The following is a 25,847-nucleotide window of genomic DNA, read 5'->3' as shown; positions in this document are numbered from 1 at the left end:
GAGAGGATGATCACGACTGGTCGACTCGGGTCCGGCGGCGAACGAATCAGGGACAGGGGTGAACAGTCCCGTCCGCCGCCGGTGACCGCGTCCCAGGTCCCAGGCAGGTCCCCGGCTCCGCACCAGCCGCGCGGTGGCCCTACTCCGTACTCACCCGCTGCAGCAGCCCCCAGGTGAACTCGGCGACGGCCTCCCGTCGCCGGCCCCGCGCGTCCGGGGCGACGAACGCCAGCCCCCAGCGGGTCGGCGCCGTCCCTTCCAGCGGCCGGGCCGGGGCGAACGCGCGGGCCACCTCGTCGACCGTGCACGACCACGGGGTCAGGTCCTCCAGCGTGGCCGGTTCGGCGCCGGACGCGCCCGGCGCCCGGACGAGCCACTCGTTCCAGACCGACCCGTCCGGCCCGACCAGCACCTCGAACCGGAGGTCCGGCCACAGCGGCACCGGCCACAGCCGGGCCTCGCAGTCCAGGTCGCCGATGCGGCGCGGCGCCACGGACTCCGGGGCGCCCAGCACGGACCGGTACCGGGCGGCGGCGCCCCGCGCCCGCGGCGAGCGGACCATCGCCTGCCACCGCTTGTTCGCCTCACGCATCCCGGCGATCGACACCCCCAGCTCCCGCCGGGCCTCCTCCACCAGCCCCGGGTTGTGGTCGGCCATGCGCCGCAGCAGGACGAGCTGGAAGTCGAGCGGGGTGAGCGGGCCCGAGGGGCTACCGGGGCGCTTCGCTGAGGGCATGGGAGCCATGCTCCCCCACCATCGCCCCGCCCGGCGGGCGCCCGTCCGGCAGGAACAGCACCGAGTTCACGTACCGCGGCCCCCCGAACGGAAGGACCCGGCGCAGCAGCCCGTGCGACGCCACGTACGACGTGCGCGCCTGGTGGGCCTCCAGCACGTCCGGGTCCAGCCGGTGCCAGGTCCCGGCGGGCAGCACCCAGCCGGTGTAGCCGAGGCCGCTGAGGAGGTCGACGACCGGGGCGATCGGCCGGATGCGGGACTCCAACTCGATGAACAGGGCCGGGCGGTCGCGGGCCAGGGTCCTGGACGCGCCGCGCAGCACGGCGAGTTCGTGGCCGTCCACGTCGATCTTCACGAAGCCGACCTCGCTCAGGCCGAGCCCGTCGAGGGTGACGCACGGGACGTCGAGGGCGCGGGCGTGGATGTCCCGGCGGACCAGCGACGACACGCCCCGCCCGCCGTCGTCGCCGGGCGGCAGCCACAGCCGGGCGGTGCCCGGCCGGTCGGAGGCGGCGGCCCGCACGACCCGGACGTTGCCGGGGGCGCCCGCGACGAGCAGCCGGGCCAGCCGGGGCACCGGCTCGACGGTCACCACCCGCGCGGCACGCCGGGCGAGCCGGTGCGTCCACGGGCCGTACCAGCCGCCGACGTCGACGGCCGTGCCGCAGCCGGGCGGGCACAGCTCGTCGAGCCGGTTCAGCTCGGGCTCGAACCGGGGGTAGACGAACCGGGCGGTCGCCGCGACCGCCCGGTCGGGCAGCAGCGGGGCCAGCCGGGCCGCGAGCGTGGTCATGAACACATCCTCCTGAGCATTTCCTCGTGTTCGTCCTCCGTGACCTGCTCGCCCGAGGACGGCAGCAGTTGCGGGATGCCGTCGACGATCGGGTACCGGCGGTGCAGCCGCGGGTTGTAGAGCGACTCCGGTGACCGGGACGCCTCGTCCGGGCCCTCCTCGGGCACGACCAGATGCAGCGGGCCCTTGTCGAGCGGGCACGCCAGGATCTGCAGCAGCGGGTCGTCGGGCTTCATGGCGGCGTCAACTCCTTAGCGGGGGTGGGGCGTTGGGGCGCCGGCGGCGGCGCGTCGTGCTTGGGCACGCTCAGCAGGACACCGACCGCCAGCACCGTGCCGGACAGCCGCAGCGCCAGCCGCAACGGATCGTCCGGCAGCGACTCGCCGAACGACAGCGTGCCGAGCACGGCCGTGAACAGGCAGGTCACCGTCGTGCACACCGGCACGATCAGCGACGCCCGGCAGCGCTGCAGCGCCGCCTGCGACATCACCAGGCCGAACGCGCCGGTGAACAGCAGCAGGTACGGGTACGGGGAGCGCACCACGGCGGCCACCGTGTCCCCGATCCCGCCGACGCCGAGACGGCTCGACACCCCCTTGATCGCGAGGGAGCTGACGCCGTACAGCAGGCCCACGGCCACGCCGTACTCGACGCCCGTGGTCGGCAGCCGGTGCCGGTGCCGGGCGCGCCGCTCCGCGGACCGGTACAGCCACACGCCCAGCGCCAGCGACGGCAGGCAGACGGTGAGGACCAGCGCGTACGGCGCGTCGCGGCTGACCGTGTCGGAGCCCTCGTCCAGCGACAGCACCACCATCAGCAGCGCGGCGAGGACGGCGCCCAGCGCGTACCGTTCCCGGCCCGTCGTCTCCTCCCCGAGCAGCCGCGCCGACAGCAGCACCAGCAGGACGAGCCCGGAGACGAAGACCGCCTGGGCGGCGGCGATGGGCAGCGTCCGGTACACGGCGAGCTGCGCCGCGAACCCGGCGGTCAGCGACAGCGAACCCCCGATCCACAGAGGGCTGCCGAGGACCAGCCGCAGCAGTCTCAGCGGCTGCCGCACCGACACCGGGGGCAGCGCGCCGAGCGCCCGTTTCTCCAGCACGAACCCGGTGCTGTAGAGCGCGTTCGCCAGCAGGGCCGCGGCCACCCCCCACCACATGGTCACGCGCCCCGTGCCGGCGGCCTGCGCGCGTGCAGCAGCAGGATCGACGCGGCCGACGGGGCCGCGCACACCAGCCGGTCCAGCGGGCGCGCCGGACGCGGTACGCCGTGGAAGGGCGCGCCCCGCAGCCGGACGATCTCGAAGCCCGACGCGGCCACGAACTCCCGCAGCGCGCGGGCCGTGTAGAGCCGCAGATGGCCCACCACCTCGGTGCCCGGCCGGCCGTGGATGCCGCGCAGGCTGACCTCCGAGAACACCGGCTGGACGCCCGCGAGCAGCAGGGCCCGGTTGTACCAGGCGGCGAGGTTCGGGGTGGAGAGCATCAGATGGCCGCCGGGGCGCAGGACGCGGCGGATCTCGTCGAGGGCCGCGTCCGGGTCGACGAGGTGCTCGATCACCTCGCTGAACAGCACGGCGTCCGCGGACTCGGTCCGGAACGGCAGCCCCCCGTCGGTGAGTTCGCCGCGCACGGTGTGCGGCAGACGGGTGCGGGCGCGGCGCAGGGCGTCCTGGGACCAGTCGACGCCGACGAGGCGGTGGCCGGGCAGGAGGGGCGCGGCGGTGGCGGCGGCGGTGCCGTCGCCGCAGCCGATGTCGAGGATGGTGCGGGCACCGTGGGCGGCCGGGCCGAGCGCCTCGGCGAGCATCCGGGCCTGGCGCAGACTGCGGGGGCCGCCGGAGGCGACGGGAACGGCCGGGTCCTCGTAGAAGTCCCGCAGGCCGGGGCGGTCCGCGGTGGCCGTCGTCGTCGGAGTCTTCGTGGACATCAGGGGGTGTCCTCTTCCGTCGCGTGCAGATAGTGCTCGAAGAGGTCGCGCAGGCGGGCGCCGTCGCCGTGGCCGAGCAGGGCACGGGACCAGCGCAGCGCCAGGTGGAGGCGGCCCCTCGTGGAGGCGGTGGTGACGGTGAGGCCGCGCGGCATGCGGGCGGGCGCCGAGAACCACACGGCGTGCGCCCGGCCGGCCTCCTGGCCGAAGTCCAGGGAGTAGGGGATGCGGCCGATGTTGCTGAGCAGGGTCGTCGACGTCCACGGGGCGGCCGCCCGGCGCAGGCCCCGGGTGAGGGCGGCCCGCCAGACGACGGGGACGACCGGCGCGGTCAGCAGCGAGGCGCCGTGGCCCAGTTGGGGGCGGGTGAGCGACTTCAGCGCCCGGGTGCGGTCGGCCGTACGGCGCAGGAGGACGGCGGTGGGCGTGCGGCGCCCGTCCACCTCCTCCGGGAGGAAGGCGACGTCGACCAGGCGGGTGCCGTTGCCGATGGGCATGCCGGTGTCGCGGGGGCGGTCGTCCACGGGCATGGTGATGCGCAGGGGGCGCGGGCGGGCGCCGTGCTCCCGGTTCCAGTGGGCCAGCGTCAGGGCCGTGCTGACCATGAGCTGGTCGTTCACGGTGTACGGGGCCGACCTGGGGCGGCGGGGCACCGGCAGTTCGGTGACGAGCAGCCCGTTGCCCGGCGACGCCTCGGGCGTGCCGGGGGCGACCCGGGCCGGCGGGGCCCAGGTGGACGGGGTCTCGGGACCGGCCAGGGGCAGGTCGGCGGTGGTGGCGCGGACCGGGGGCGCGGTGGGGGAGTTGTCCTCGCCGCCGTACAGTTCCGCGGCGGTGGCGAGGATGCGGAGGCAGGCGGGGCCGTCCAGGGCGGTGTGGTTGACGGTGAGGAGGAGGACGGTGCCCGCGTGGTCCGGGCCGGCCGGGGCGGGACGGCCGGCGGCTGCGCGGGGTCCGCGCGGGACGCCGACGGCGTCGAACGCCTCGTCCACCGACGGGCCTGCCTGCGCCACCACCTCCACGCGGATCGGCGGGGAGAGCGACAGCGGCGGGGCCTGGGTCAGGGACCTGGTGCGGGCGTCCCGCAGGGCGTGCGGGCCCGGAGGCGGGAACGTCACCACCTCCACCTCCGGCTCCTCGGTCAGCTCCCACGCGTAGCGGAGGCTGTACCAGCGCGTCGGCGCCTGCCGCATCAGGACGCGGGGGTGCCGGTGGAGGGCCTCGGTGAACGCCTCGCGCAGACGGCCGGGTTCGAGGCGGCCCGGCAGGTGGACCTCGATGTGGACGGTCTCGGGCTCCTCCTCCTGGAGGCAGTGGCGGGAGACCTCGTCGACGACCGGGAACGGGATCCGGACCGGGTCTCGGGCGGCCCCGTCGCGGGCCGGATGGTCCAGAGTGGTCATGTCCGCTCCTCCCTCCCGGCGACGCCGTCGTCGTCGTCCACGGTCCGGGCGCCGTCCCTGGCGCCCGCGCCGCCCCCTCCGCCGCTCGCGCCGCCCGCGGGGGCCGCGTCGCCCCCGCCGTCCGCCGGTGCGGCGGCGTCCGGCGTCGGCTTGGTGAGGGGGATGCGGCGGGTCGGGGTGTCCGGCTCCCGGTACGGCGCGCCGGGGCCGCGCGCGGAGATCGTCTCGCTCGCGGCGGGGCCGGTGGTGCGGCTGCGCCGCGGCAACGGCTCCGTCGGCTCCTCCGCGCCCGGCGGTACCCGGAACTCGCGTGTGGAGCCCGGCCGGTCCGGGGACGGCTCGGCGCCCGACCCCACGCTCACCAGCGCCGCGAACAGTCCCAGCAGGGCGAGGAGTTGGGCCACGGGCCCGAACGCGCCCTGGTCCGCCGCCACCGGTTCGCCCGCTCCGGCCGCCGCCGCGACGCCCGCCCCGGCGAGCGCGAGGAACGCGATCGGCACCAGCAGGGCGTGCCGCTTCCGGGCGAGGAGCGCCAGGAGCGGGACCAGCAGCGCGAGGAACCCCGCGATCACGATGCCGACCAGGGTGAGGGCGACCGTGCCGAGCCACGGGCCGGGCGCCGGCGGTGCCGGCTGCTGCGCGTCCGGACCGGGCTCCCGGCGCCGCCACAGCGCCAGCCCGACGAGGGCCGCGAGAGCCACCCCGGCCACGATCAGCCCGGCCTCGTACGTCACGGACGGCTCGAAGGACAGCGTGACCGTGCCGCCCGACCCGCCGGGGATCCGCCAGCCCTGCTGCCAGCCGTCGAGCCGTACGGGGGTCAGCTCGCGGCCGTTCAGGGTGGCCTTCCAGCCGTCGTTGTAGTTCTCGTACGTGGTGAGGTACGAGGCGGCGCCGTCGCCGACGGTCACCTCGCGGCGGTCGCCCAGCCAGTCCCGTATCCGCAGGTCGCGTCCGGTGGCGGCGGGCGCGGTGACCGTGCCGCGGGTCAGCGTGACCTCGGTGACGGCGAGGGCGCCCGAGTCGTCGGCGTCGACGGTGTGCCGTTCGTCGGCGCCCAGCTCCAGCGCCGCGTCGGGCCGCTGGTTCTGGCAGAGCGTCAACTCCAGCGGGCGGCGCTCGGTGAGGTCCCGCACGGTGCCCTTCGCGCTCGTCTCGTACCGCTCGCCGTCGACCTCGACGACCGGGCCCTTCCCGCACGGGAGGTCGACGGCGCGCGTCGGGGCGGGCTGGGGGGTGCGGTACGGGTCGAGCGCCGGGACGTACGCCTCGACCAGGCCGACCGGCAGCCGCAGGTCGTCACCGGCGACGGGGTTGTGGACGGTGAGCCGGGCCGTCTGCGTGACCGTGATGTCGAGGCGGTCGGTGGTGATCGGGTCGAAGCGGACCCAGCCGTTGTCGTCGACGGCGGCGACGGCCGCGCCGTCCGGGGAGCTGATCGCGACCTCGGTGGCCCGGGTGGACAGGCCGCCCGCCGGGGCCAGCACCAGTGAGCCGATGGGCTGCTTGCCCGTCCAGCGCAGGTGGATCGTGGGATCGTCGCCCGCGATCCACGCGGTGGTCAGGTCCCCGTCGGTCAGGTTGCGCGGGGACAACCCGGCGCCGAGGGAGGCGGTGGAGTCGGCGCTCGCCGTGATCCGGTTCTGCTGCTCGGGCGCCACCTCGTACAGCAGCTCGTCCAGCTCCTCGCCCGGCACGGGCACGGCGCTCGCCCGCACCTCGTACGTGCCCGCCGTGGTCGTGCCGAAGACGCGGTGCAGCCCCGGTTCGGTGCCCGTCGGGGAGAGCCCGGTGGGGTCGGCGGCGCGGCGCAGCGAGACCACCTCGGTGGGGGCGCCGGTGCTGTCGGCGCCCTGGGCGTCCGTCGGCAGCCGCAGGGTCCGGGTCACCCGGACGCCGGGGATGTCGATCTCGGAGAAGCCCGCGCCGCCCAGCCCGGTGTGCCGTTCCGCCGAGTCCAGGATCGTGATCTTCAGCCAGTCGGTCTCGCCCGGCCGGACGCCGACCGTCTGCCGGGAGCCGTCGCCCCGCAGGTCGGTGGCGCGCGCCCCCCGCTCGGTCGCCACCTCGATCCGGGTGGGCGCCGACCGCACCCCGTCCTCGGGCAGCGGGGCGACCTCGATCGTCGACGGGACGTCCTGCGCCTCCTCGAAGTCGATCCGCAGCCACTGCCCGTTCGCCGACCCGGCCGCGCCCTCCGCCCAGGCCGTCGCCGGGTCGCCGTCGAAGGCGTTCACCGGGTCGAACTGGGGGAGGTGGAACAGCCAGTTGCCGGACGTCGACGCCGTGACGGACCTCGCGCCCCGCAGCTCCGCCACCGTCTGGTGGCCGAGCCCCTTCAGGGGGAGGATCTGCCGCGGTTTCCGGCCCGCGTCCTGCTCGCTCCCGCTCGGGTTCCGTTCGTCCGCGGTGTACGTGTACGACGTGTTGGCGTTGACCAGGCCGAAGCGGGTGTCCGCGCGCCGCAGCCCGTCGCCGACCACCTGCACGGCGGGGGTGCCGAGACCGGGATGGTGGTCACCGGTCAGCACGGTCGCGCGGTTGCGCATCGACGGGTCGGCGGCCAGCGGCAGCAGCGACTCGGGGCCGCCGGACACCGCGGCGGTGTCCGCGAGCGCCATCAGCCCGGCCTGACCGGGACGCGGCACGTCCTCGGCCGGCCGGTAGATCTCCACGGCCCGCTGCCGCGCGTACAACCCCTCCACCTGCAACGGGGTGTCCTCGGCGATCACCCCGCCGGTCATCACCGGCCCGAGCCCCTTCACCCGCTCGTACCCCGACTGCTCCAGGGTCCGCTTCACGGTGGTGGTGGGCACGGCGCCGATCTGGTCGGGGTCCAGGTCGTTGCGGACGACGACGTAGTACAGGCCCGCCCGGCTCAGATAGTCGGCGAGCCCCGGCACCTCGGCGCCGGTCAGCAGCGCCTGCTCGACGGCGTCCATCGCGCGCCGGTTGCCGGGCGTGCCGAAGGGGACGTAGTCGCGCTGCGCCCAGCGGGACTCGGCGAGCACGTCCAGAGGCTGGTCGATGGTGGAGCCCCAGGTGTGGATGCCGTGCGCGGTGGCCGGCACGACCAGGGCCCGGGAGTCCGGCGAGTACTTCTCCAGCCAGTCGGCCGTGGCCTGCCAGTACCGGGGCAGCTCCTGGAACGCACCGGGTTGCAGCACCGACCCGTTGAGGTACGGCCACAGCAGCCCCGGCAGCACGACCACGGCCGCGGCCAGCGGCGCGAACCGCCGCCCCCGCACCCGCCGGGCCCCCCGCTCCCGCGCGGCCACACCCACGAGGTGCGCCAGCCCGAGGACCAGGGCGAGCGCCGGCCCGGTCTGGAACTTGTAGATGTTCCGGAACGGCACGAGGACCCCGTCCAGCAGGTCCTGGACCACCCCGTGGAACGGCGCCCCGAACGATCCCGCGTACCCGGCGAGCGTGACGAGCGCGACCGCCAGCACCGTCAGCACCAGCCAGCGCCGCTCCGGTATGTCCCGCCGGGCCAGCCCGGCCAGGCCCAGGCCCGCCGCCAGCGCCGACGACAGGACCACCAGCGCCGACGCGGCCACCGACCAGCCCGCCGGCAGCCACGCCTCACCGAAGTGCAGATAGCCCACCCAGTTCCCGGCGCCCCTGAGCGCCTCGGTGGCGGACATGGTGGCCGTCGTGGTCTGCGAGGTCTCCACGTAGGGGAGGAAGTTCTCCCCGTAGAAGCCGAGGAGCAGCAGCGGGACCACCCACCACAGGGTCGCCAGGACCACCCCCGGCACCCACCAGGTGATCAGTGCGCGCCGCCGCGGCCCGGCCGGCCGGCTGAGCAGGTACAGCCCCACGGGCAGCAGCGAGGCGAGGGTGGAGGCGGCGTTGACCCCGCCCATGAACGGGACGAACAGCGCCGACCGCAGCGCCGCCACCCGCGCGGCGTACCGCTCGTCCGTCAGCGGCAGCAGCACCCACGGCAGGAACGCCCCCGGCAGCGCGGCCGCCGACGTCGACCCGACGACGGTGGTGAACACCGGCCACAGCCCGTACGCGCCGGCCGCCACCAGCCGGGACCCCGGGCCGCCGACACGCAGCCGTTCCGCCAGCCGCAGCGCGCCCCAGAAGGCCACCGACACGATCAGCGACATCCACAGCCGCTCCGCGAGCCACACGGGCAGCCCGACGAGATCGCTGACCCCGTAGTAGGGCAGCATCGGCCACAGGTAGCCGACGTACTGGTCCTGGATCCCGCCGAACCCGCCCCGGTCGTGCCACAACTGCCCGAGGTCGGACACGAACTGCCAGGGGTCGGTGGTCACCCCGAGCTTGGTGTCGAACGTCTGCCGTCCCGGCCGCGCGGCGACCAGCAGCACGAACACCACGGCCCAGAACCCCAGCAGCCAGCGGCGCGACCGACGCCCCTCGGGGGGCCGCCCGGTCGTGCCCGCCGGCCGCACCGGCGCGGGAGGTGGAGCCTGGACCGTGCTCGTCATGGTGGACACCGCCGGAGGATGAGAAGGAGGTTCCAGGTGGCGAACTCGCGGAGCCCCGGCGCCTTCACGACGGTCTCCGCGAGGAACGGCCAGTAGCGGGAGCGCGCCGACACGACCGTCACGTCGTCCCGTTCGCGCACCTGCCGCAGGGTGCGTCCGATGTGCACGGCGAAGAGGTTCTCGCCGAGTCTGTGCTTGGCGTCCTTCCCGGTACGGCGCCGATAGCGGGCCCGCGCCCGCTCCGCCCCCAGGTAGTGCCAGGGCGCCCACTCGTGACCGCCCCACGGGGACAGCCAGTTGGTGAACGACACATAGATCAGCCCGTCGGGCCGGGTCACCCGCACCAGCTCACTGAGGAACGTCGGCGGATCCGCCACGTGCTCCAGCACGTTGGAGGAGAACGTGACGTCCGCGACCCCGTCGGCCAGCGGCAGCAGATACCCGTCGGCGACCACGGCGCCGTCGGGCGGCTTCGCCCCCAGCTCGGCGAGGTCCGGCTCGAAGAGGTACGCGTGGGCCCCGCGCCGCCGGAACTCCTCGGTGAAGTAGCCGCTGCCGCCGCCGACGTCGACGACCGTGCGGCCCTCCAGGGGCCCGCCGTACGCCGCGACCTGGTCGGCGGCGTCCCGGGCGAGCAGCGCGTAGCAGGACGCGGGGTCGTCCTGTTCCCTCATGAAGGCCCGGAAGAGGGCGAGGGACCGCCGCAGGGAGGGGTCCTTCGGGGCACCCGGTCGCGCGTTCAAGAGCCCCCACCCCGTACCGCCTCCGCGGCGACCGCCCGGAACTGCCGCACGGTGTGGCCCCACCGGTAGTGCGCCGCCCGCTCCCGTGCCGCCCCGCCCATCCGCTCCCGCCGGTCGGCCGACAGCGCGAGCGCGCACCAGGCCGCGGCGAACGACGACTCCCCGCAGGCCAGCACCCCGGTCTCCCCGTCCACGACGGAGTCCCGCAGCCCCGGCACGTCGAAGGCGACCGACGGTGTCCGCCGCACCGCGGCCTCGGTGACGACGAGCCCCCATCCCTCCACGGCGGACGGGTGCAGCAGCAGCCAGGCCGCGCACAGCAGCCGGTGCTTCTCGGCCTCGGAGACATGCCCGGTGAACTCGACGCCGGGCCCGGCCATGGCCTTGAGCCGCTGCCGCTCGGGTCCGTCGCCGACGACGACGAGCCGACCGCCGGTGACCGGCCTGACCCGCTCCCACAGCCGCAGCAGCAGATCGATCCGCTTGTACTCGACCAGCCGCCCGACGGCGACGAACAGCGGCTCGGGCGACCGTGCGGCGGGCGGCCCCGGCTCCTCGACGCCGTTGTGGACGACCCGGATCCGTTCGCCGTCCACGCCGATCGCGCGCAGCGCCGCCGCCGTGGACGAGGAGACGGCGACCACGAGGTTGCCGCGCTGCGCGCCCGTCAGCGCCCAGTGTTCGAGGCTTCTGCCGAGCCGGGCCGCGGGCGCCAGCGCCCCGCCGAACCGCATCCGCCACAGATCGGTGTGCACGTGGTTGACGAGGCACAGCGTCGGCCCGCGGTGCCACAGCGGTGTCAGGTACGGCATGCCGTTGCACACCTCGACGAGCAGGTCGCAGTCGCCGACCTGACGGGCGAGGGTGCTTCTGGCCCGGAAGTGGTGGCTCAGGTCGCCGCCCGCCGACACGACCCGGTAGTCGCGCAGAGCCGCCGGGCCCCCGCAGAGCAGGGTGACCTGGTGGCCGAGTCTCGTCAGGCCCTCGGCGAGCCGGTGGACGAGGAGCTCGGAGCCCCCCGCCGCCGGGTTACCGAGGTCACGGCGGGCGAGGAAGACGATCCGGCGTGGCGGTGGGGCGCTCGCCGGGGCGTGCCGGACGCCGCGCGGGAACGCGTCGACCAGCGAGAACGGCACGTGCTGGGGCATGGGTGCTCCAACTCGTCTCGGGGTGCGGAACTCAGCGGGGGAGCGGGAGGTTCGCTGCGAGGGTTGTTCCGGTGGGGCGTGTGGGGCGTGCGGGGCGCATGGGGGGAGTGGGGACGGTCCGGTCGGGGTGGTCGGGTCGTGACGGGCGGGTCGTGGTGTGTGCGGTGGCTCCGGTGGGGGCGGGTTCGTGCGGTCGTCGTGCCGGTGCGGGGAGCGAGGTCGGGGGGCATGGGTGGGCTGTGCTCGGGTGGGGTGGACAGTTTTCGCCGAGAGTTTCGAAGCTGCTACTCACCGACGTGACAATTTCCGGGGTTTGTTGAACTGACGCCCTGTCATATCGTGAGCGGACCCTGGGGCGACTCGGACGTTTCGGGACGCCGCCTGCCGCGCACCACCAGGACGGCGCCCGGCACGGCGAGGACGAACCCCGCCACAGCGGCACCGACCGGCAACGTCCGCCCCACCAGCCGCAGCAGTCCGCTGTCCCGCTTCGCCTGCTCGACCGCGAACTTCTGCGTCCCCGCGGTGAACGCCAGCTTCCGGCTGTCGAGCAGCACGGCCGCGTCCTCGGTGCCGCCGGGCGCCCGCAGGGTCCGGCGCGGCCCGGTCTGGGCGTACAGCACGCGTCCCGTGGCCTGGTCGACGACGAGTTCGAGGCCGTGGTTGGCGTACCACTCCTCGGCCTGCACCTGCGGCCGGCCCGGCTCGTCGACGAGGGCGCCGGGCACCAGCCGCGTGCCGGTCCTCGTCGCCGGGACGGTCCCCGTGAAACGCATGCCCTCGTACCCGCGGATCTTCTTGCGGCCCTGGTAGTGGAGCGTGACCGTCGCGCCGAGCGTGTTGTCCCACCAGCGGTAGGAGCGTTCCCGCACGTCGAAGGGGAACTTCAGGTACGCCTCGCCCTCGATGTACGGCTTCTCGCCGCAGCAGTGCACCGGCCGGTTGGTCCTCCGGTCGCTGACCCAGCGGTGAGGGGCGAAGTCCAGCGCGTCGTGCGGGTCGGCGGCCGGCAGCGACGTGTCCGTGTCGACGCTGGTGATCACGTCCCACACGGCCGCACCGCTGCGCTCGCTCTCGGCCACGTCACCGCGTACCCGCTGGGTCACGGTGATCGTCTGGTCCGGCACGGTCCGCACCTGCTCCACGTCGAAGACGCTGCCCGTGCCGGTGTAGACGGCGGTGGTGTCGATGTCGATCGGGTTCACCGCCGCCCGTGGCTCCACGTACCGGGCCAGCAGGGGTGCGAGGACCAGCAGGAAGGTGCCGAGGCCCAGCAGGACCAGGGACAGGGGCGAGGCTGTACGGCGCATCCGGGCACTCCAGGGGCGTTGGAAGGTGCGACTCGGGTAGGCGTCCCGCACGGGGGGACGCCAAGGGGGGAAGGTGCGCGTGACGTATGGGCCGGGAACCGTAGGCGGAGTCTTGACGCAGTGTCAATGCATTGCTGACACTGGGCCGGAGCCGGTGTCCGCGACGGACGGCCGGCCGAGGGGCCGTCGGACGGCCCCGCGAGGTGGACGAGGTGCCGGGACCGTCAGCTGGTCCCGGGGTGCGGGGTGCCCTGGGTGGGGCCGACCTTTCGACCGAGAGGCTGACCCTGCGATGCCGCATGCCGAGACCACGCACCGGACACCGCCAGGCCCGCCCGCCACGGGGGCGACGGGACTCGCGCGGCGCGCCCTCGCCGCCGCGCTCACCATGGTGGCCGCCGCCGCGCTCGCCGTGGCGGCCGCGTTCGGTGTCGTCGCGCTGCTGGAGGCGACCCCGGACCAGCCGAACACCCCGCTCATCACCTACGAGAACGCCGGTCAGGAGCGCTGAGGGGTGACCGGGCGTCCGGGAACCGTCTCAGCCCGCTCCGCCTGGCACGACGTACCGCGTGACCAGGTACGGGAGTTCGCCGCGATCGCCATGGCCGAGGCGCCCGTCCTCGCCGAGGAGATCCTGGCCGAGATCCGCCGCGAGTACCCCCATCTGCCGGTCGTCCTCGACGACTCGGGCGAGCCGATGGCGCTCGTCGGCATCCGCCGCGCCATCGAGGTCTTCGTCCAGCACCTGCAGACCGCCGAGGGCCGCCCGCGGGTGCCTCCCGGGGTCTTCCAGGAGTTCGGCCGGGGCGAGGGCCTGCACGGCCGGAGCCTGGACTCCCTCCAGGCGATCTACCGCCTCGGTGTCCGTCTCGCCTGGCGCCGCTTCGCCGAGATCGGCCAGCGCGTGGAGATGCCGCCGCCCGCCATGTACGAGCTGGTCGACGCCGGGTACGAGTACCTCGACGGGCTGGTGGACCAGTCGGTGCGCGGTTACGCGGAGGCGGCGGCCCGCCAGGCCGGCGAGCGGCTCCGACTCCAGCGGCGCCTCATGGAGCTGCTCCTCGTCGAGCACCACCGGGGCGACCCGGCGGACGCGCTCACCGAACGCGCCGCCCGCATCGGCTGGCCCCTGCCCGAGAAGGTCGCCGTCGGCGTCCTGCTGCGGCCCGCCCGCGAGGCCATGGCCCCGGCCGTCGGCCAGGGCGTCCTGCTCGACATGGAGTACGAGCAGCCCCGCATGGTGGTGCCCGAACCGGACGCCGCCGGGCGCCCCGAACTCCTCCACCGGGCCCTCGCCGGGTGGTCCGGCGCGATCGGCCCGCCGGTGCCGCTCGCGGAGGCGGCGAAGTCGCTGCGCTGGGCGGAGGCCGCGGTGCACCTGATGGAACGCCGGCTGCTGCCCACCGGGGAGGTGCTGCACTGCACCGAGCACACCGAGGCCCTGGTCCTCCTCCAGCCGGAGGAACTCATCGACGACCTGGCCTTACGCTGCCTGGCGCCCCTCGCGCACTGCGGCCCCACCCACGGGCGCCGGCTCGCCGAGACCCTCCTCGCCTGGCTGGAGACCCGGGGCGGCGCCCCCGAGGTCGCCACCCGCCTCGGCGTCCACCCCCAGACCGTGCGCTACCGCCTGCGCCAGATCCGGGAACTGTGGGGGGACGAGATCGACGACCCCGACCGCCGCTTCGAGCTGGAGCTGGTCCTCAGGGCGCAACGGCTCCGGGGCGAGCTGGGCGACCCGCGCGGCCGCCGCTGACGGGCGCGCGGGGGCACTGGTGCCGTGACCGCGAACCCCGGGGGGCCCTCGTGTCACCTCCGCCAGAACAGGTGGTGCGTCACACCGCTCGGGCTGGGCACGACCTCCAGGTGGAACCGGTCCAGCAGCTCGTCGGGGGACTCCCACAGGCGTAGTCCGGACCCGAGTTCCACGGGCGCGACCGCCACGTGCAGGGTGTCGACGAGGCCGGCGTCGAGGAACTGCCGGATGGTGGTGACCCCGCCGCCGAGCCGGACGTCCTTGCCCCGCGCCGCTTCCCGCGCCCGTGCGAGGACCGTGGCCGGTTCGCCGTCGACGAAGTGGAACGTGGTGTCGGAGAGCGTGAACGACGGACGCTCGTGGTGGGTCATGACGAACACCGGCGTGTGGAACGGGGGCTCCTCGCCCCACCAGCCGCGCCACTCATGGTCCTGCCAGGGCCCGCGCTGGGGCCCGAACTTGTTGCGGCCCATGATCTCGGCACCGATGTTGCGTGCGAAGTCCCGTGTGAAGTAGTCGTCGAGGCCCCGGCTCCCCCCGGGATCCGTGCGCATGGGCCAGCTCGCCGTGGCTCCGGCCCAGGCGAACAGCCTCTCGGGACGGTCGCAGCCGAACGGCCGCTCGAAACTCTGGTCCTCACCGGCACCGATTCCGTCACGCGAGACGTTGAAGTTCATCACTCTCAGCAGTTGATCCACGTGTTTCCTCGTCAGGTCCTGTCGGCGTCATCGTGGTGGCGGACGCCCCACATCATGACGTCGAACGGGACGTGGCCGGATCGACAACGGCCCGCGACTTTTCTCGGAGTCGTGCCAGGAGGGGGCCCGGTGGCGCCGCGCGGCCCTGCGCCCGCGTCGCGGCGGAGGGCCCGCCGGCCGCCCTCACCCACCTGCCGGGAAACACGGGGTGTTCTCGGCCATTGCCCGCCCGCACCCCGTTGATTAGCCTGTGTTCGTCATGCCGATCGACTGTTGAAATTTCGAACAAAGTCGTTACCGAGAACGAAGAAACTGTGGGAGGGGGCCGACCGTGGGACGCCTAGTACCTGCTGTGACCCGGGCGCTCGACATATTGGAGCTCTTCCTGGACGGGGACGGCACACTCTCCGCCCCCGACATCGTGCGCAAGCTCCAGCTGCCGCGCACCACCGTGCACGAACTGGTCACCACGCTCGCCGCCCGTGGCTACATCGTGCCCGTGACGGGCCAGCCGGGACGCTACCGCCTCGGTGTCCGTCCCTACCAGCTCGGCAGCCGTTACGCCGAGCAGCTGGACCTGGCCGCCGAGGGCCAGCAGGTCGCCCGTTCCGTCGCCGAGACCTGCGACGAGACGGTGCACGTGGCGATCCTGGAGGGTACCGACGTCATCTACATCGCCAAGGTCGACTCCACGCACGCGGTCCGCATGGTCTCCGCCGCCGGCCGGCGCCTCCCGGCGCACTGCACCTCCGTGGGCAAGATGCTCCTCGCCTCCCTTCCCGAGGCCGAGCTGAACGCCCGGATCCCGGACGACGCCGACCTGGTCGCCATGACGCCCAACAGCATCACCGACCCGGCCGCGCTGCGCGAGACCCTGGCCCGGATCCGTGAGCGGGGTCTCGCCGTGGAGAACCGCGAGTCCAACCCCGACGTCTCCTGCGTGGCCGCCCCGGTCCGCGACCGCACGGGCAAGGTCGTCGCCGCGCTCTCCATCTCGGTCCCCATGATCCGCTGGAGCGAGGACCGCCGCGGCGAGCTGGAGCAGCTCGCCGCCAAGGGGGCCGCGGAACTCTCCGAGCGCCTCGGACACCGGAGCGTGGCATGAGCGCGTACGACATCGCCGTACGCGCGTACGCGACCCTCGGCGAGGGCCCCACCTGGGACGCCGACGCCCAGCGGCTGATCTGGATCGACATCCTCGGCTCCCGGGTGCACACCTACGACCCGGCCTCCGGCCGCCGCACCGTCCTCGTCACCGAGCAGCACGTCGGCGCCGCCAAGCCCCGCGTCGGCGGCGGCCTCGTCCTGAACCTGCGGGACGGTGTCGGGCTGCGCGACACCGACGGCGGCTTCCGCTGGCTGCACCACGAGCCGGTCCCCGGCCGCCGCGCCAACGACGCCGCCGTGGCGCCCGACGGCTCCCTCTTCGCCGGCACCATGCGCTACGACGAGGCCCCGGGCGGCGGCACCCTCGCCCGGTTCACCGCCGACGGCCTCGCGCAGCCGATCCTCGACGACGTCGCCGTCAGCAACGGCACCGGCTGGAGCCCGGACGGGCGGCTGATGTACTACATCGACTCGCCGACCCGGCGCATCGACGTCTTCGACTTCGCGGACAGCGACGGCGTCCGGCTCCCCGTCGACCGGCGGCCGTTCGTGGCGATCGAGGAGGGCGGCGGCTTCCCCGACGGCCTCACCGTCGACGCCGAGGGCTGTGTCTGGGTCGCCCTGTGGGAGGGCGGCGCCGTCCGCCGCTACACCCCCTCCGGCGAACTGGACCGGGTCGTGGAACTGCCCACGCCCCGGCCCACGGCCTGCGCGTTCGGCGGCGCCGACCTGACCGACCTGTACATCACCACGGCCCGGGTCGGCACCGAGAACCCGCATCCGCTGTCGGGTTCACTGCTGGTGGTGCCGGGCGCGGGCAAGGGCCTCGCGCAGCCCGCGTTCGCGGGCTGAGCCCCACCGCGCCGCACGCCTGCCGGCGGCCCGCCGGCCCACCCGCACCGCGGTGGGCCGGCGGGCCGTCACTCACGCGCGGACACGCTGCTCTCCGCGGCGGGGGCCGCCGGGTCCGCCGATGCGCGGGGACCGGGCGAACCGTTGGGGCCGGCCGCGAGGCTGCGGACCTCCTCGATCTCGGCGGGGCTGCGCAGCGCCCGGGAGACGGCGTCGATGTCCTGGAGGAGACCGGTCAGGTCGGAGTGGACGGTGAACCCGGGGCCGCCCGCGTGGCCCGGACCGGCCGTCAGGCCGGGGACGATCAGCGGACCCGGACCCGGACCCGGCGTGCCCGACGTCAGGGAGACGGCCGGTGGCCCGGCGGCGGGCGACGCCTTCCGCGCGGCGATCGCGTCCTGGATGGTCACCGCGGCGGCCAGCGCCCGCGCCCTGCGGGGACCGTGACCGAGGGCGAGGGCCCCGGCACAGGCGCGGCGGTGCAGATCGTCGTCGACGTGGCGGGCCAGCTGGAGCAGGGCGTCGCGGATGAAGGTCTCGCGGCGGGTGAGGCGCAGCTCCGCCGTGGCGCGCAGGGCGAACGGCACCCCGGAGCCGCTGACCGTCCGGGTGAGCAGGTACAGGGGCCGCAGCCGCCAGTGGCTCACCCGCACCCGCCAGCGTTCGTGCAGGTACTGGCCGCCGTGCGGCAGGATGAACCCGACCGCGATGAAGATCGCCGCGACGGCCACCACCGGCGGCGCCACATGGGTGCTCAGCCAGTCCAGGTCGTGGCCCGTCCAGCGGGCGACCAGCGCCGTCAGCTTCGAGGCGTCGTACACCAGGTTGAGCGCGTAGCCGATCCCGAGCGCCTTCAGACCGCCGCGCAGCCACAGGTCCAGGCCCTGGGTGCGGACCCAGCTGCGGATCAGGTGCCAGGTGATCAGGCAGGCCGCGGTGTGGGCGGCGAGGTAGAGGAGGATCTCCTCGCGCATGAAGGGCGTGGTGGCGTAGTACGTGTCCAGGTCGCGCAGCCGCTCCCGGGGGACGTCCGCCAGAGTGAACAGCACCCACAGGCCGACGATCACCGCCGCGTACACGCTGACGACCCAGCGCATGGCGCGGCGGGTCGTCGGGGAGCGGTCGGCCGGGCCGTTGCGCCAGGCGACGATGAGCAGCAGACAGGCCGCGCAGTACGCGGTGATCAGCGAGTACACCCAGGGCGCGGCGATGTTCGGCACGCCGACGACCCGGTTGGTCCAGGCGATCACCGACGGCACCGCGAACAGGAACACGCTGCACGCGAGCAGCAGCAGACCGCCGACCGCCCGCAGCAGCGGGTCCCTCCACAGCTTCACGATGCTGGGCAGCTTGATCACCAGCGCGGCCGTCAGCACGGCCGTGGGGATCCAGAACGAGATGTACAGCCCGCCGAAGAAGTCGGCGGGGCTCATGGCACCGGTCATGGCCGCGGACACGGTGACCCCCCTCATCCGCGCGGCCCGCGGTAGCCGAGGGACGCCTGGAGTGCCTGCCGCACCGACTCCGCCCGGTCGGCCGCGCCGCCGGGGGCCGCGCGACCGGGGGCCGGACCCGCGGCATCGCCGTGCCCGGTGTCCACCCAGGGCCGCAGGGCGGTGGCGAGCCGGTGACCGAAGTCCTCGGCCTCCTGCTCGGCCGAGGCGTGCGAGCCGTTGCGCGCGGCGACCGTGAGGGCGGACCCGGGCCAGCCCGGCCCACCGGACAGCGCGAACGCGGCGGCGTCCGCGCCCGGCACCCGGTGGTGGCTGTGCCCCGCGTGCAGATGCCACAACTCATGCCCCAGGATCACCAGTTGCTGCACGGGAGCGGCCCGCTCCTCGACGATCACCAGGTCGAAGCCGGGGAACTCCATCCACAGCCCCGTCACCTCGATCTCGTCCGGGAACCGCTCGAACCGCAGCTCCACCGGCCGCCCGCCGCGCCGCGCGCTCATCTCCGCGCACAGCGCCGCCCCCAACTCCCGTACCCCCAGGGGGCCGTCCAGCCGCGCCCGGACCGCCCTGGCGAGCCGGGTGGTCAGTCTGCGCCGCTCGGCGGCGGACCGGGCGGGCAGCAGCGCGGCCCGCACCCGGCCGAGGGCCCCGGCCGCCGCGGCGGCCCCGGTCGATCCGCGCGGCCGTGCGCCGCCCGGTTCATGACGGCTCATCTGCCGGGTTCCTCCTCCTCGTCGACGCCGAGCAGCCCTTCGAGCATCACCGCGAGGGCCTCCTGCTTGCGCCGGGTCAGGCGCATCCGCCCCCCGCGCAGCGCGAGGGTCACCACTCCGTGCCGGGTGGCGAACTCGACGAGCGGACTCCCGCCGCCGTCCCTCTCCTGGCCCTCCAGGCCCTCCAGCACCCGCCGCAGTTCCCGGTCCAGGACGGCGGCGGCCGGGTCGGTGAAGAACCGGACGCCCTCCTCGACCCCGAAGAACGCGGCGAGTTCGGTGAGGTCGGGCACGTTCGGCATCTTCTTGCCGAGCAGCAGCTGCCGGGCCCACTCCGGGCTGATCGACAGCCGCTCCGCGACCTCCCTGCAGACGTCGACGGTGCGCTTCCCGCCGCGCGCGAGGTACGCCGTGTGCAGGGCCCGCACCCGCCCGCGCACCCGGTCGTCGATCCGGTCGCCCGGTGGTTCACCCCCGTCGAGCAGGGTCCGCACCACGTCCTCGCCGAGGGCGGTGCGCTCCGACAGGGCGGCCACGTCGAGGAGCCGCCCGCGCTCGGTCCCGCTCCGGGCGGCGAGCACGTCGAGGCGGGCGAGGGTGCGGGGGAGGGGTTCGGGGAGGTCGGGCACGGCCAGACCCTACGCGCCCGGTTGCCTGAACACCACGGAAATCCAACGATCGTTGAAGGCGGACCAACGATCGTTCGCCCGCGCCCCCGGTCACCCCCCTGCCGAGCCCGCCCCTCGCCAGGTCGCCCCGCCCCCGTCCACCCCGTGGACCCCATTGACTCTCTCCACCGGCGAACATAGCGTCACCGTCCGACTGAACGAGCAGCATCCGTGATCTCGAACGAGAAGGACGTCCATGGTCCGCACCGCCCGCTTCACCCTCGACCCCGCCTTCCAGGTCGGCGAGGTCAACCCCCGACTCTTCGGCTCGTTCGTCGAGCACCTCGGCCGCTGCGTCTACACCGGGATCTTCGAGCCGGACCATCCGGCGGCCGACGAGGCGGGCCTGCGCACCGACGTCCTGGAGCTGGTCCGTGAACTGGGCGTCACCACGATCCGCTACCCCGGCGGCAACTTCGTCTCCGGCTACAAGTGGGAGGACTCCGTCGGCCCCGTCGAGGACCGCCCCCGCCGCCTCGACCTCGCCTGGCGCTCCACGGAGACCAACCGCTTCGGTCTCTCCGAGTACATCGCCTTCCTGAAGAAGGTCGGCCCGCAGGCCGAGCCCATGATGGCCGTCAACCTCGGCACCCGGGGCGTCGCCGAGGCCCTCGAACTCCAGGAGTACGCCAACCACCCCGCCGGCACCGCCCTGTCGGACCTCCGTGTCTCCCACGGCGACAAGGAGCCCTTCGGCATCAGGCTGTGGTGCCTGGGCAACGAGATGGACGGCCCCTGGCAGACCGGCCACAAGACGGCCGCCGAGTACGGCCGGATCGCCGCAGAGACCGCCCGCGCGATGCGCCAGATCGACCCGGGCGTCGAACTCGTCGCCTGCGGCTCCTCCAGTCAGTCCATGCCGACCTTCGCCGCCTGGGAGGCGACGGTCCTGGAGGAGACGTACGACCTCGTCGACCACATCTCCCTGCACGCCTACTACCAGCCCGAGAACGGCGACATCGACTCCTTCCTGGCCTCCGCGGTCGACATGGAGTCCTTCATCGAGAACGTGATCGCCACCGCCGACCACGTGGGCGCGAAGCTCAAGTCGAAGAAGAAGATCAACCTCTCCTTCGACGAGTGGAACGTCTGGTACATGTCGAAGTGGCACGAGATCGAGAACTCGGGCGCGCGGGACTGGGCGGAGGCGCCCCGTCTCCTGGAGGACAACTACAGCGTCACCGACGCCGTCGTCTTCGGCTCCCTCCTCATCGCCCTGCTCCGGCACGCCGACCGCGTCACCGTCGCCTGCCTCGCCCAACTGGTCAACGTCATCGCCCCGATCATGACCGAGCCCGGTGGCCCCGCCTGGCGGCAGACCACCTTCTTCCCCTTCGCCCAGGCCGCGCGGTACGGCCGCGGCCGGGTCCTCGACGTACGGGTGGACTCGCCGACGTACGAGACGGAGAAGTACGGGGAGACGGACCTGCTGCACGCGACCGCGGTGCGCGCCGAGGACGGGTCGGTGACCGTGTTCGCGGTCAACCGCAGCCGTACGGAGGCGCTTCCGCTGGAGGTCGCGCTGGGCGGGCTCGACCTGACCCGCGTGGTCGAGCACAGCGTGCTCGCGGACGCCGACCCCGACGCCCGGAACACGCTCACGGAGCCCGACCGGGTCGGTCCGCACCCGGGCGAGGGGACGACGCTGGAGGGCGGGGTCCTGAAGACCGCCCTCGAACCGCTCTCCTGGAACGTGATCCGCCTCGGCTGACGCCCCGGACCCGGGCGCCTCCCACCGGGGGCGCCCCGCCCGTCACAGCCTTGGAACCAAAACGCAATGCCCCCGGCCCGTGCGGCGGGAGAACGCACCATACGATCAAGCCCGAACGTGAGCACGTGCGGGCGAGATCCGTATATACGTACAGACGCGTCCCGGACCCGGCCGACCGCATCGGCCGGGGGCACCGGCGGCGCCGACGTGCGGCGGGCCGTGCCCGGCGCGCTCGAACTGGGAGAACAGCCGGAAGCTGGAAGCTGGAAGTGGGGAAACCGTGCGCCAGAGAGCCCGGATGATCGTGGCGGCCACGGCCGCGCTGACGCTCGCGGCGGGGCTGTCCGGCTGCGGCGGGGACGCGGACGCCGAGTCCGGCCGGGTCTCCCTGACCGTCGTCGCCACCAACTACGGCGACAACGTCCACAAGAACTCGGAGGGTTACTGGGACCGGGTCGTCCTCGCCTTCAACGCCGAGCACCCCGACATCGACGTCAACGTCGACGTGTACGCCCCGGACGAGGTCGACGAGAAGGTCGCCGAGCTGGTCGAGCAGGGCAGGACGCCCGACATCGTGCAGGGCGACGGCTACTCGCAGTACGCCGCCAAGGGCCTCCTCTACAGCGCCGACGAGGTGCTGTCGGTGCCTGTCCAGGCGTCCTTCGTACCGAGCCTCGCCGAAGCCGGCGAGATGGACCGGGTGCAGTACGGGCTGCCGTTCACCGCGAGCACCCGGCTGCTCTACTACAACAAGGACCTGTTCGCCGCGGCGGGCCTGCAGCCCCCGAAGAGCTGGGACGGACTCCTCACGGCGGCCCGGAAGTTGAAGGAGCAGGGCGTGGAGTCCCCGATCGCCGTGCCGCTCGGCCCGGAGGAGGCCGAGGCCGAGACGCTGATGTGGCTGCTGGCCGGCGACGGCGGCTACACCGACGACTCCAACAACTACGACCTCGCGTCCCCCGCCAACGTGCGGACGCTGACCTGGCTCCGGGACAGTCTGGTCGGCGAGGGTCTCGCCGGCCCGATCCCGCCCGGTCAGCTGAACCGCGGCGACGCCGTGCAGACCTTCCTGCGCGGTGACGCTGCGATGGTCAACGGCCCGCTGTCGCTGATCCGTCAGATCGAGGACTCCTCCGACTCCGTGCCCTACGGGTCGGTCCCGCTGCCGAGCCGTGACGGCCGGGCCACGCCGGCCATGGGCACCGCGGACTGGATCGTCGCCTTCAAGAACGACGACCACCGCGAGGCGATGAGGAAGTTCCTCGACTTCCTCTACAGCGACAAGTACGTGATCGAACAGGCCGACGAGTACGAGCTGCTGCCCGTCACCACGACCGCCGCCGACGCGATGCGTGCCGACAAGAGCCACAAGGCGCTGTGGAGCGGCCTGGACACCCTGCAGAACCTGCGCCTCTACCCCGTCGGCGAGACCAACTGGTCCCAGGTGGCCGCCGCCATCCGCGAGCAGATCGGCGGGGCGGTGAAGTCGAACGGCAACCCGCGGACGGTACTGGAGTCGATCGCGGCGGTCGCGAAGACCGCCGAGTGAGCGCCTGACGCGGCGCCCCCTCGCTCGTCCACCGGCCCCCTTCCGCACCGCGCGGGAGGGGGCCGGGGCCGCAGTGCCCCGATCGGCGCAGTGGCGCTCCGCCGTGATCGACGGACGGAAACCGATCAGCCGAGGTCGAGCGAAAGCGGTCACGGTCCGGTCGAATCCGTACGGTTCCGACCAGGCATCATGCCCTCTCGATCTCCTGGGTACGCATCGGGCGAGCACGGCTGGCGTGGGCGGCGTGCGGCAGTTCGCCTTTGACGTCCAGCGCCCCGTGCCCGGGTACTTCGACCCCCATCGAGAGGAGGCGGCTGCGATGCCGGGCGGGGAGACAGACGGCGCAACCGGTGGCACCGGCGGTCCGGGCGGCAGCGTCCTCGGCGCTCCCGCGGGCCCACCCGCCCGCGCTCCGGTCGGCGCTCCGGTCGGCACCTCTGCCGGCGGCCCTGTCGGTGGCCCGTCGCACCGCCGCGGGACGCTCCTGCTGAAACGGCGTTTCACCGGTGAGAACCTGCCCCAGGTGCGGGCCCAGGTCGAGGACGCTGCGGCCGCGGCGGGCCTCGGGGGCGTACGGCTCGGCGAGTTCACCCTCGCGGTCAGCGAGATCGCCGCCAACGCCGTGGAGCACGCGGGCGGCGGGGGCCGGCTGGAACTGCGCCTGCTCCCCGACGAACTGGAGTGCCGGATCACCGACGACGGCCCCGGCTTCGTCCCCGCCATCCCCGAACTCCTCCCCGGCCTCACCGAAGGCTGCCGGGGCCGCGGCCTCTGGCTCGCCCACCTGGTCACCGACCGCCTGACGGTCACCACCGACACCAGGGGAAAGGGCGCCGTGGTGACCCTGGCCCTCCGGCTCACCTGAGGACACCGGCGCCGAGGGCGGCCTTCTCAGGGCGACGCCCCCGGCAGGGCCACGAGGCTCTGCCGGGGGCATCGCCCCATGGGGTTCGTCGGTGGCGGGGGTCAGCCCACCTGGTCAGCCCACCTGGTTGTAGACCGCGCCCGCCGCGGGCCAGCCCAGCGGCTCCGGCTGCTCCTCGGGGGCCGTACGGCCGCGCACTTGGGCGGCGGTGAGGCCCTGGGCGGCGCCCATCGCGCGCCGGTTCGCGGCGGCGGTGGCCATGCCGGGCATCCCGGTCTGGGCGGCGGGCTCCAGCCCGGTGGCGGGGGCGGGCGCCATGCCCGGGATGCCCGGCACGCCCGGCATGGAGGCCACGTTCGGCATCGACGCCACGTTCGGCATCGAGGGGATCGAGGGCCCCTGCGGCAGGGGAGCGGCGGCCGCCGGCATCGGGGCGGGCATGGGCGCCGGCGCGGGAGCGGGCGCCGGGGCGGGGACCGGGGTCGGCATCGGGGCGGCGGGGGCCGGGGCCGGCACGGGGGCCGGGGCCGGGTTCATGCCGGGCATGCCCCCCTGGCCGGTGGCCTGCGCGGCGAGGCCCGCCATACCGGCGCCGTTGGTCTCGCTCATCAGCCGGTCCACGGCCGCCGTACCCGAGCTGTAGCTGGTCCCGGTGCCCAGCTCGGGTACGGCGGCTCCCCTCCTGGACCCGTAGAGAACCGACTCCAGGCCGGACACCAGGCGACGCACGTCCACCTGGGGCCGGACCACGAGTCGCAGGAAGCGACTGGACGAGCCGACCTTGTTGCCGCACTCGCGGACCAGGATCCGGTGCTCGGTGAGCAGCCGGTCACGGACCACGGTGCCCTCGGCGCCCACGGGCAGGCGCACGAAGAGGAAGTTCCCCTGCGACGGATACACCGTCAGACCGGGGAGGGCGGAGAGCTGACGGGCCATGTCCAGGCGGTCGCGCCGCACCTGGTGCAGGCTCTCCATGTACTCGGGGCCGTGGTTCTTCAGCATGAACACCACGTGCTCCGCGAAGGAGTTGAGGTTCCACTTCGGCAGCATCGAGCGGACCTTCCCGGCGAGCGCCGGGTTGGCGACCAGGTAGCCGAAGCGGATGCCGTGCAGCCCGAAGTTCTTGCCGAGTGAACGCAGCACGACGACGTTGGGCCGCATCACCGCGTCCTGCACCGTGCTCGGCTCGGACTCGGCGTCGGCGAACTCCAGGAACGACTCGTCGATGACGATCAGGTCCAGGTCGGCCATCGCGTCCATGAACTGCACCAGCGCGTGCCGGTGCAGGAAGCCGCCGTCGGGGTTGTTCGGGTTGCAGATGACGGCGACCCGGGTGCCGCGCGCCCGGATGAACTCGGCGTACTGGGCGAGGTCGAGGGCGAAGCCGCTGGACTCCTGCAGCGGGAACATGTCGACCCGCTTGCCGGTCTCCATGGGCTGGTCGGTCCAGCGGCCGAAGGTGGGGACGGGGACGGCGAGGGACTCCCGGACCAGCAGATGGTCGATCCAGGTGATGAGTTCGGTCGAGCCGTTGCCCATCGCCACGCACTGCGGCGGCAGTTGCAGCAGGTTGCACAGCTCCGCGGTGATGGTGTCGGCGCTGCTCGGGTAGTACGTGATGATCTCCCTCAGCCTGCTCGCCATCTCGTCGAACATGGCCGGGGTGGGGAAGTAGGGGTTGCACGGTATGCAGAAGTCCACCGGGCCGACCCCGTCGCCGCCCTCACGCGTCAGCGCCGCCATCGAGGGGCTGTGCGCCGTCGCGCTGCGGAACAACGAGGTGACGTTGTCGGCCATGGAACCTCCGTAGGGGGCGGACCCGTTGGGGACGACCGGGTCCGACGACTGAGGGCGGCCCGTGCGGGGGAGCACGGGCCGCCCCTAGATACGGAGCACGGCGGGACGCTGTTCAACCGTCTGGAAGTTGGCTGGAAGTTGTGAAGAAC

22 protein-coding genes are annotated in these 25,847 nt (G+C 74.0%); 7 read left to right on the top strand and 15 right to left on the bottom strand.

Going from position 1 to position 25,847, the window contains the following annotated elements:
* Positions 1–139: 139 nt before the first annotated feature.
* The 10 genes from GSY65_RS11080 to GSY65_RS11035 all read right to left on the bottom strand — a co-directional run bounded on the left by GSY65_RS11080 (position 140) and on the right by GSY65_RS11035 (position 12,528).
* Positions 140–736: a hypothetical protein gene (locus tag GSY65_RS11080; RefSeq protein ID WP_236579737.1), complete on the bottom strand. Its 597-nt coding sequence runs from the start codon at positions 734–736 to the stop codon at positions 140–142.
* Positions 711–1,529, bottom strand: coding sequence for an FkbM family methyltransferase (locus tag GSY65_RS11075; RefSeq protein WP_159767173.1), 819 nt, complete (start codon positions 1,527–1,529; stop codon positions 711–713). Before GSY65_RS11075 ends, GSY65_RS11080 begins: the two co-directional genes overlap by 26 nt.
* Positions 1,526–1,765, bottom strand: a complete 240-nt coding sequence (locus GSY65_RS11070; RefSeq protein ID WP_159767172.1) for a Trm112 family protein — start codon at positions 1,763–1,765, stop codon at positions 1,526–1,528. The genes GSY65_RS11075 and GSY65_RS11070 overlap by 4 nt, the downstream gene beginning before the upstream one ends.
* Positions 1,762–2,676: a hypothetical protein gene (locus tag GSY65_RS11065; protein WP_159775800.1), complete on the bottom strand. Its 915-nt coding sequence runs from the start codon at positions 2,674–2,676 to the stop codon at positions 1,762–1,764. The genes GSY65_RS11070 and GSY65_RS11065 overlap by 4 nt, the downstream gene beginning before the upstream one ends.
* 14 nt (positions 2,677–2,690) lie before the next feature.
* Positions 2,691–3,458 (bottom strand): class I SAM-dependent methyltransferase, encoded by a 768-nt coding sequence (locus tag GSY65_RS11060; protein ID WP_159767171.1) that lies wholly within the window; start codon positions 3,456–3,458, stop codon positions 2,691–2,693.
* The gene (locus GSY65_RS11055) at positions 3,458–4,861 is read right to left on the bottom strand and encodes a condensation protein (RefSeq protein ID WP_159767170.1); all 1,404 of its coding nucleotides are present in this window, start codon (positions 4,859–4,861) and stop codon (positions 3,458–3,460) included. The genes GSY65_RS11060 and GSY65_RS11055 overlap by 1 nt, the downstream gene beginning before the upstream one ends.
* On the bottom strand, positions 4,858–9,327 hold the full coding sequence (locus GSY65_RS11050; protein WP_159775799.1) for an alpha-(1->3)-arabinofuranosyltransferase domain-containing protein: 4,470 nt from the start codon (positions 9,325–9,327) through the stop codon (positions 4,858–4,860). The genes GSY65_RS11055 and GSY65_RS11050 overlap by 4 nt, the downstream gene beginning before the upstream one ends.
* Complete coding sequence (locus tag GSY65_RS11045; protein WP_159775798.1) at positions 9,324–10,001, bottom strand: class I SAM-dependent methyltransferase; 678 nt, start codon at positions 9,999–10,001, stop codon at positions 9,324–9,326. Before GSY65_RS11045 ends, GSY65_RS11050 begins: the two co-directional genes overlap by 4 nt.
* A gap of 65 nt (positions 10,002–10,066) precedes the next feature.
* Positions 10,067–11,218, bottom strand: coding sequence for a glycosyltransferase family 4 protein (locus GSY65_RS11040; protein ID WP_159767169.1), 1,152 nt, complete (start codon positions 11,216–11,218; stop codon positions 10,067–10,069).
* A 332-nt stretch (positions 11,219–11,550) separates the two neighbouring features.
* A complete protein-coding gene (locus GSY65_RS11035) occupies positions 11,551–12,528 on the bottom strand; it encodes a DUF3068 domain-containing protein (protein WP_159767168.1) in 978 nt (325 codons plus the stop codon).
* A 292-nt stretch (positions 12,529–12,820) separates the two neighbouring features.
* Here GSY65_RS11035 and GSY65_RS11030 point away from each other — a divergent pair, with 292 nt between their 5' ends.
* On the top strand, positions 12,821–13,039 hold the full coding sequence (locus GSY65_RS11030; protein WP_159767167.1) for a hypothetical protein: 219 nt from the start codon (positions 12,821–12,823) through the stop codon (positions 13,037–13,039).
* Positions 13,040–13,042: 3 nt separating this feature from the next.
* On the top strand, positions 13,043–14,284 hold the full coding sequence (locus GSY65_RS11025; protein ID WP_159767166.1) for a PucR family transcriptional regulator: 1,242 nt from the start codon (positions 13,043–13,045) through the stop codon (positions 14,282–14,284).
* Between the two features lie 53 nt (positions 14,285–14,337).
* On the opposite strand, the gene GSY65_RS11020 is transcribed toward GSY65_RS11025, so the two are convergent.
* Positions 14,338–14,982, bottom strand: coding sequence for a dihydrofolate reductase family protein (locus GSY65_RS11020; protein WP_159767165.1), 645 nt, complete (start codon positions 14,980–14,982; stop codon positions 14,338–14,340).
* Between the two features lie 331 nt (positions 14,983–15,313).
* On the opposite strand from GSY65_RS11020, the gene GSY65_RS11015 reads away from it, so the two are divergent.
* Positions 15,314–16,087: an IclR family transcriptional regulator gene (locus GSY65_RS11015; protein ID WP_159767164.1), complete on the top strand. Its 774-nt coding sequence runs from the start codon at positions 15,314–15,316 to the stop codon at positions 16,085–16,087.
* A complete protein-coding gene (locus tag GSY65_RS11010) occupies positions 16,084–16,941 on the top strand; it encodes an SMP-30/gluconolactonase/LRE family protein (RefSeq protein ID WP_159767163.1) in 858 nt (285 codons plus the stop codon). The genes GSY65_RS11015 and GSY65_RS11010 overlap by 4 nt, the downstream gene beginning before the upstream one ends.
* Before the next feature lie 68 nt (positions 16,942–17,009).
* Here the strand turns inward: GSY65_RS11010 and GSY65_RS11005 are convergent, their stop codons facing one another.
* Genes GSY65_RS11005 through GSY65_RS10995 form a run of 3 tightly spaced genes read right to left on the bottom strand, consistent with a single transcriptional unit; the run spans position 17,010 to position 19,737 of the window.
* Positions 17,010–18,386 (bottom strand): MAB_1171c family putative transporter, encoded by a 1,377-nt coding sequence (locus tag GSY65_RS11005; RefSeq protein WP_236579736.1) that lies wholly within the window; start codon positions 18,384–18,386, stop codon positions 17,010–17,012.
* Positions 18,387–18,409: 23 nt separating this feature from the next.
* Entirely contained in the window at positions 18,410–19,108 is a 699-nt protein-coding gene (locus tag GSY65_RS11000) for a toxin-antitoxin system, toxin component (RefSeq protein ID WP_236579735.1), read from the bottom strand.
* A complete protein-coding gene (locus tag GSY65_RS10995) occupies positions 19,105–19,737 on the bottom strand; it encodes a transcriptional regulator (RefSeq protein ID WP_159767162.1) in 633 nt (210 codons plus the stop codon). Before GSY65_RS10995 ends, GSY65_RS11000 begins: the two co-directional genes overlap by 4 nt.
* A 235-nt stretch (positions 19,738–19,972) precedes the next feature.
* On the opposite strand from GSY65_RS10995, the gene arfA reads away from it, so the two are divergent.
* From arfA to GSY65_RS10980, 3 genes are all read left to right on the top strand, one after another.
* Positions 19,973–21,487 carry an arabinosylfuranosidase ArfA gene (gene arfA / locus GSY65_RS10990; protein ID WP_159767161.1) on the top strand — a complete coding sequence of 505 codons (1,515 nt, stop codon included), beginning with the start codon at positions 19,973–19,975 and terminating at the stop codon, positions 21,485–21,487.
* Positions 21,488–21,767: 280 nt separating this feature from the next.
* A complete protein-coding gene (locus tag GSY65_RS10985; protein ID WP_201452508.1) occupies positions 21,768–23,036 on the top strand; it encodes an ABC transporter substrate-binding protein in 1,269 nt (422 codons plus the stop codon).
* 319 nt (positions 23,037–23,355) lie between these two features.
* Positions 23,356–23,901, top strand: a complete 546-nt coding sequence (locus tag GSY65_RS10980; protein WP_159767160.1) for an ATP-binding protein — start codon at positions 23,356–23,358, stop codon at positions 23,899–23,901.
* 114 nt (positions 23,902–24,015) lie between these two features.
* Here the strand turns inward: GSY65_RS10980 and GSY65_RS10975 are convergent, their stop codons facing one another.
* The gene (locus tag GSY65_RS10975) at positions 24,016–25,698 is read right to left on the bottom strand and encodes a pyridoxal phosphate-dependent aminotransferase (RefSeq protein ID WP_159767159.1); all 1,683 of its coding nucleotides are present in this window, start codon (positions 25,696–25,698) and stop codon (positions 24,016–24,018) included.
* Between the last annotated feature and the right edge of the window lie 149 nt (positions 25,699–25,847).

The organism is Streptomyces sp. HM190, from assembly GCF_009857135.1.
GTDB classification, from domain to species: domain Bacteria; phylum Actinomycetota; class Actinomycetes; order Streptomycetales; family Streptomycetaceae; genus Streptomyces; species Streptomyces heilongjiangensis.
Note: the sequence above shows the minus strand (reverse complement) of the source record. Positions and strands in the feature narration are given on the sequence as shown.

Excerpts from the sequence above, each read along its gene's own strand:
- GSY65_RS11055 (WP_159767170.1), bottom strand. The coding sequence starts at position 4,861 with ATGACCACTCTGGACCATCCGGCCCGCGACGGGGCCGCCCGAGACCCG.
- GSY65_RS11060 (WP_159767171.1), bottom strand. The coding sequence starts at position 3,458 with ATGTCCACGAAGACTCCGACGACGACGGCCACCGCGGACCGCCCCGGC.
- GSY65_RS11005 (WP_236579736.1), bottom strand. The coding sequence starts at position 18,386 with ATGACCGGTGCCATGAGCCCCGCCGACTTCTTCGGCGGGCTGTACATC.
- GSY65_RS11000 (WP_236579735.1), bottom strand. The coding sequence starts at position 19,108 with ATGAGCCGTCATGAACCGGGCGGCGCACGGCCGCGCGGATCGACCGGG.
- arfA (WP_159767161.1), top strand. The coding sequence starts at position 19,973 with ATGGTCCGCACCGCCCGCTTCACCCTCGACCCCGCCTTCCAGGTCGGC.
- GSY65_RS11035 (WP_159767168.1), bottom strand. The coding sequence starts at position 12,528 with ATGCGCCGTACAGCCTCGCCCCTGTCCCTGGTCCTGCTGGGCCTCGGC.
- GSY65_RS11045 (WP_159775798.1), bottom strand. The coding sequence starts at position 10,001 with ATGAGGGAACAGGACGACCCCGCGTCCTGCTACGCGCTGCTCGCCCGG.
- GSY65_RS10980 (WP_159767160.1), top strand. The coding sequence starts at position 23,356 with ATGCCGGGCGGGGAGACAGACGGCGCAACCGGTGGCACCGGCGGTCCG.
- GSY65_RS11050 (WP_159775799.1), bottom strand. The coding sequence starts at position 9,327 with ATGACGAGCACGGTCCAGGCTCCACCTCCCGCGCCGGTGCGGCCGGCG.
- GSY65_RS11075 (WP_159767173.1), bottom strand. The coding sequence starts at position 1,529 with ATGACCACGCTCGCGGCCCGGCTGGCCCCGCTGCTGCCCGACCGGGCG.
- GSY65_RS11070 (WP_159767172.1), bottom strand. The coding sequence starts at position 1,765 with ATGAAGCCCGACGACCCGCTGCTGCAGATCCTGGCGTGCCCGCTCGAC.
- GSY65_RS10975 (WP_159767159.1), bottom strand. The coding sequence starts at position 25,698 with ATGGCCGACAACGTCACCTCGTTGTTCCGCAGCGCGACGGCGCACAGC.
- GSY65_RS11010 (WP_159767163.1), top strand. The coding sequence starts at position 16,084 with ATGAGCGCGTACGACATCGCCGTACGCGCGTACGCGACCCTCGGCGAG.
- GSY65_RS11030 (WP_159767167.1), top strand. The coding sequence starts at position 12,821 with ATGCCGCATGCCGAGACCACGCACCGGACACCGCCAGGCCCGCCCGCC.
- GSY65_RS11080 (WP_236579737.1), bottom strand. The coding sequence starts at position 736 with ATGCCCTCAGCGAAGCGCCCCGGTAGCCCCTCGGGCCCGCTCACCCCG.
- GSY65_RS11040 (WP_159767169.1), bottom strand. The coding sequence starts at position 11,218 with ATGCCCCAGCACGTGCCGTTCTCGCTGGTCGACGCGTTCCCGCGCGGC.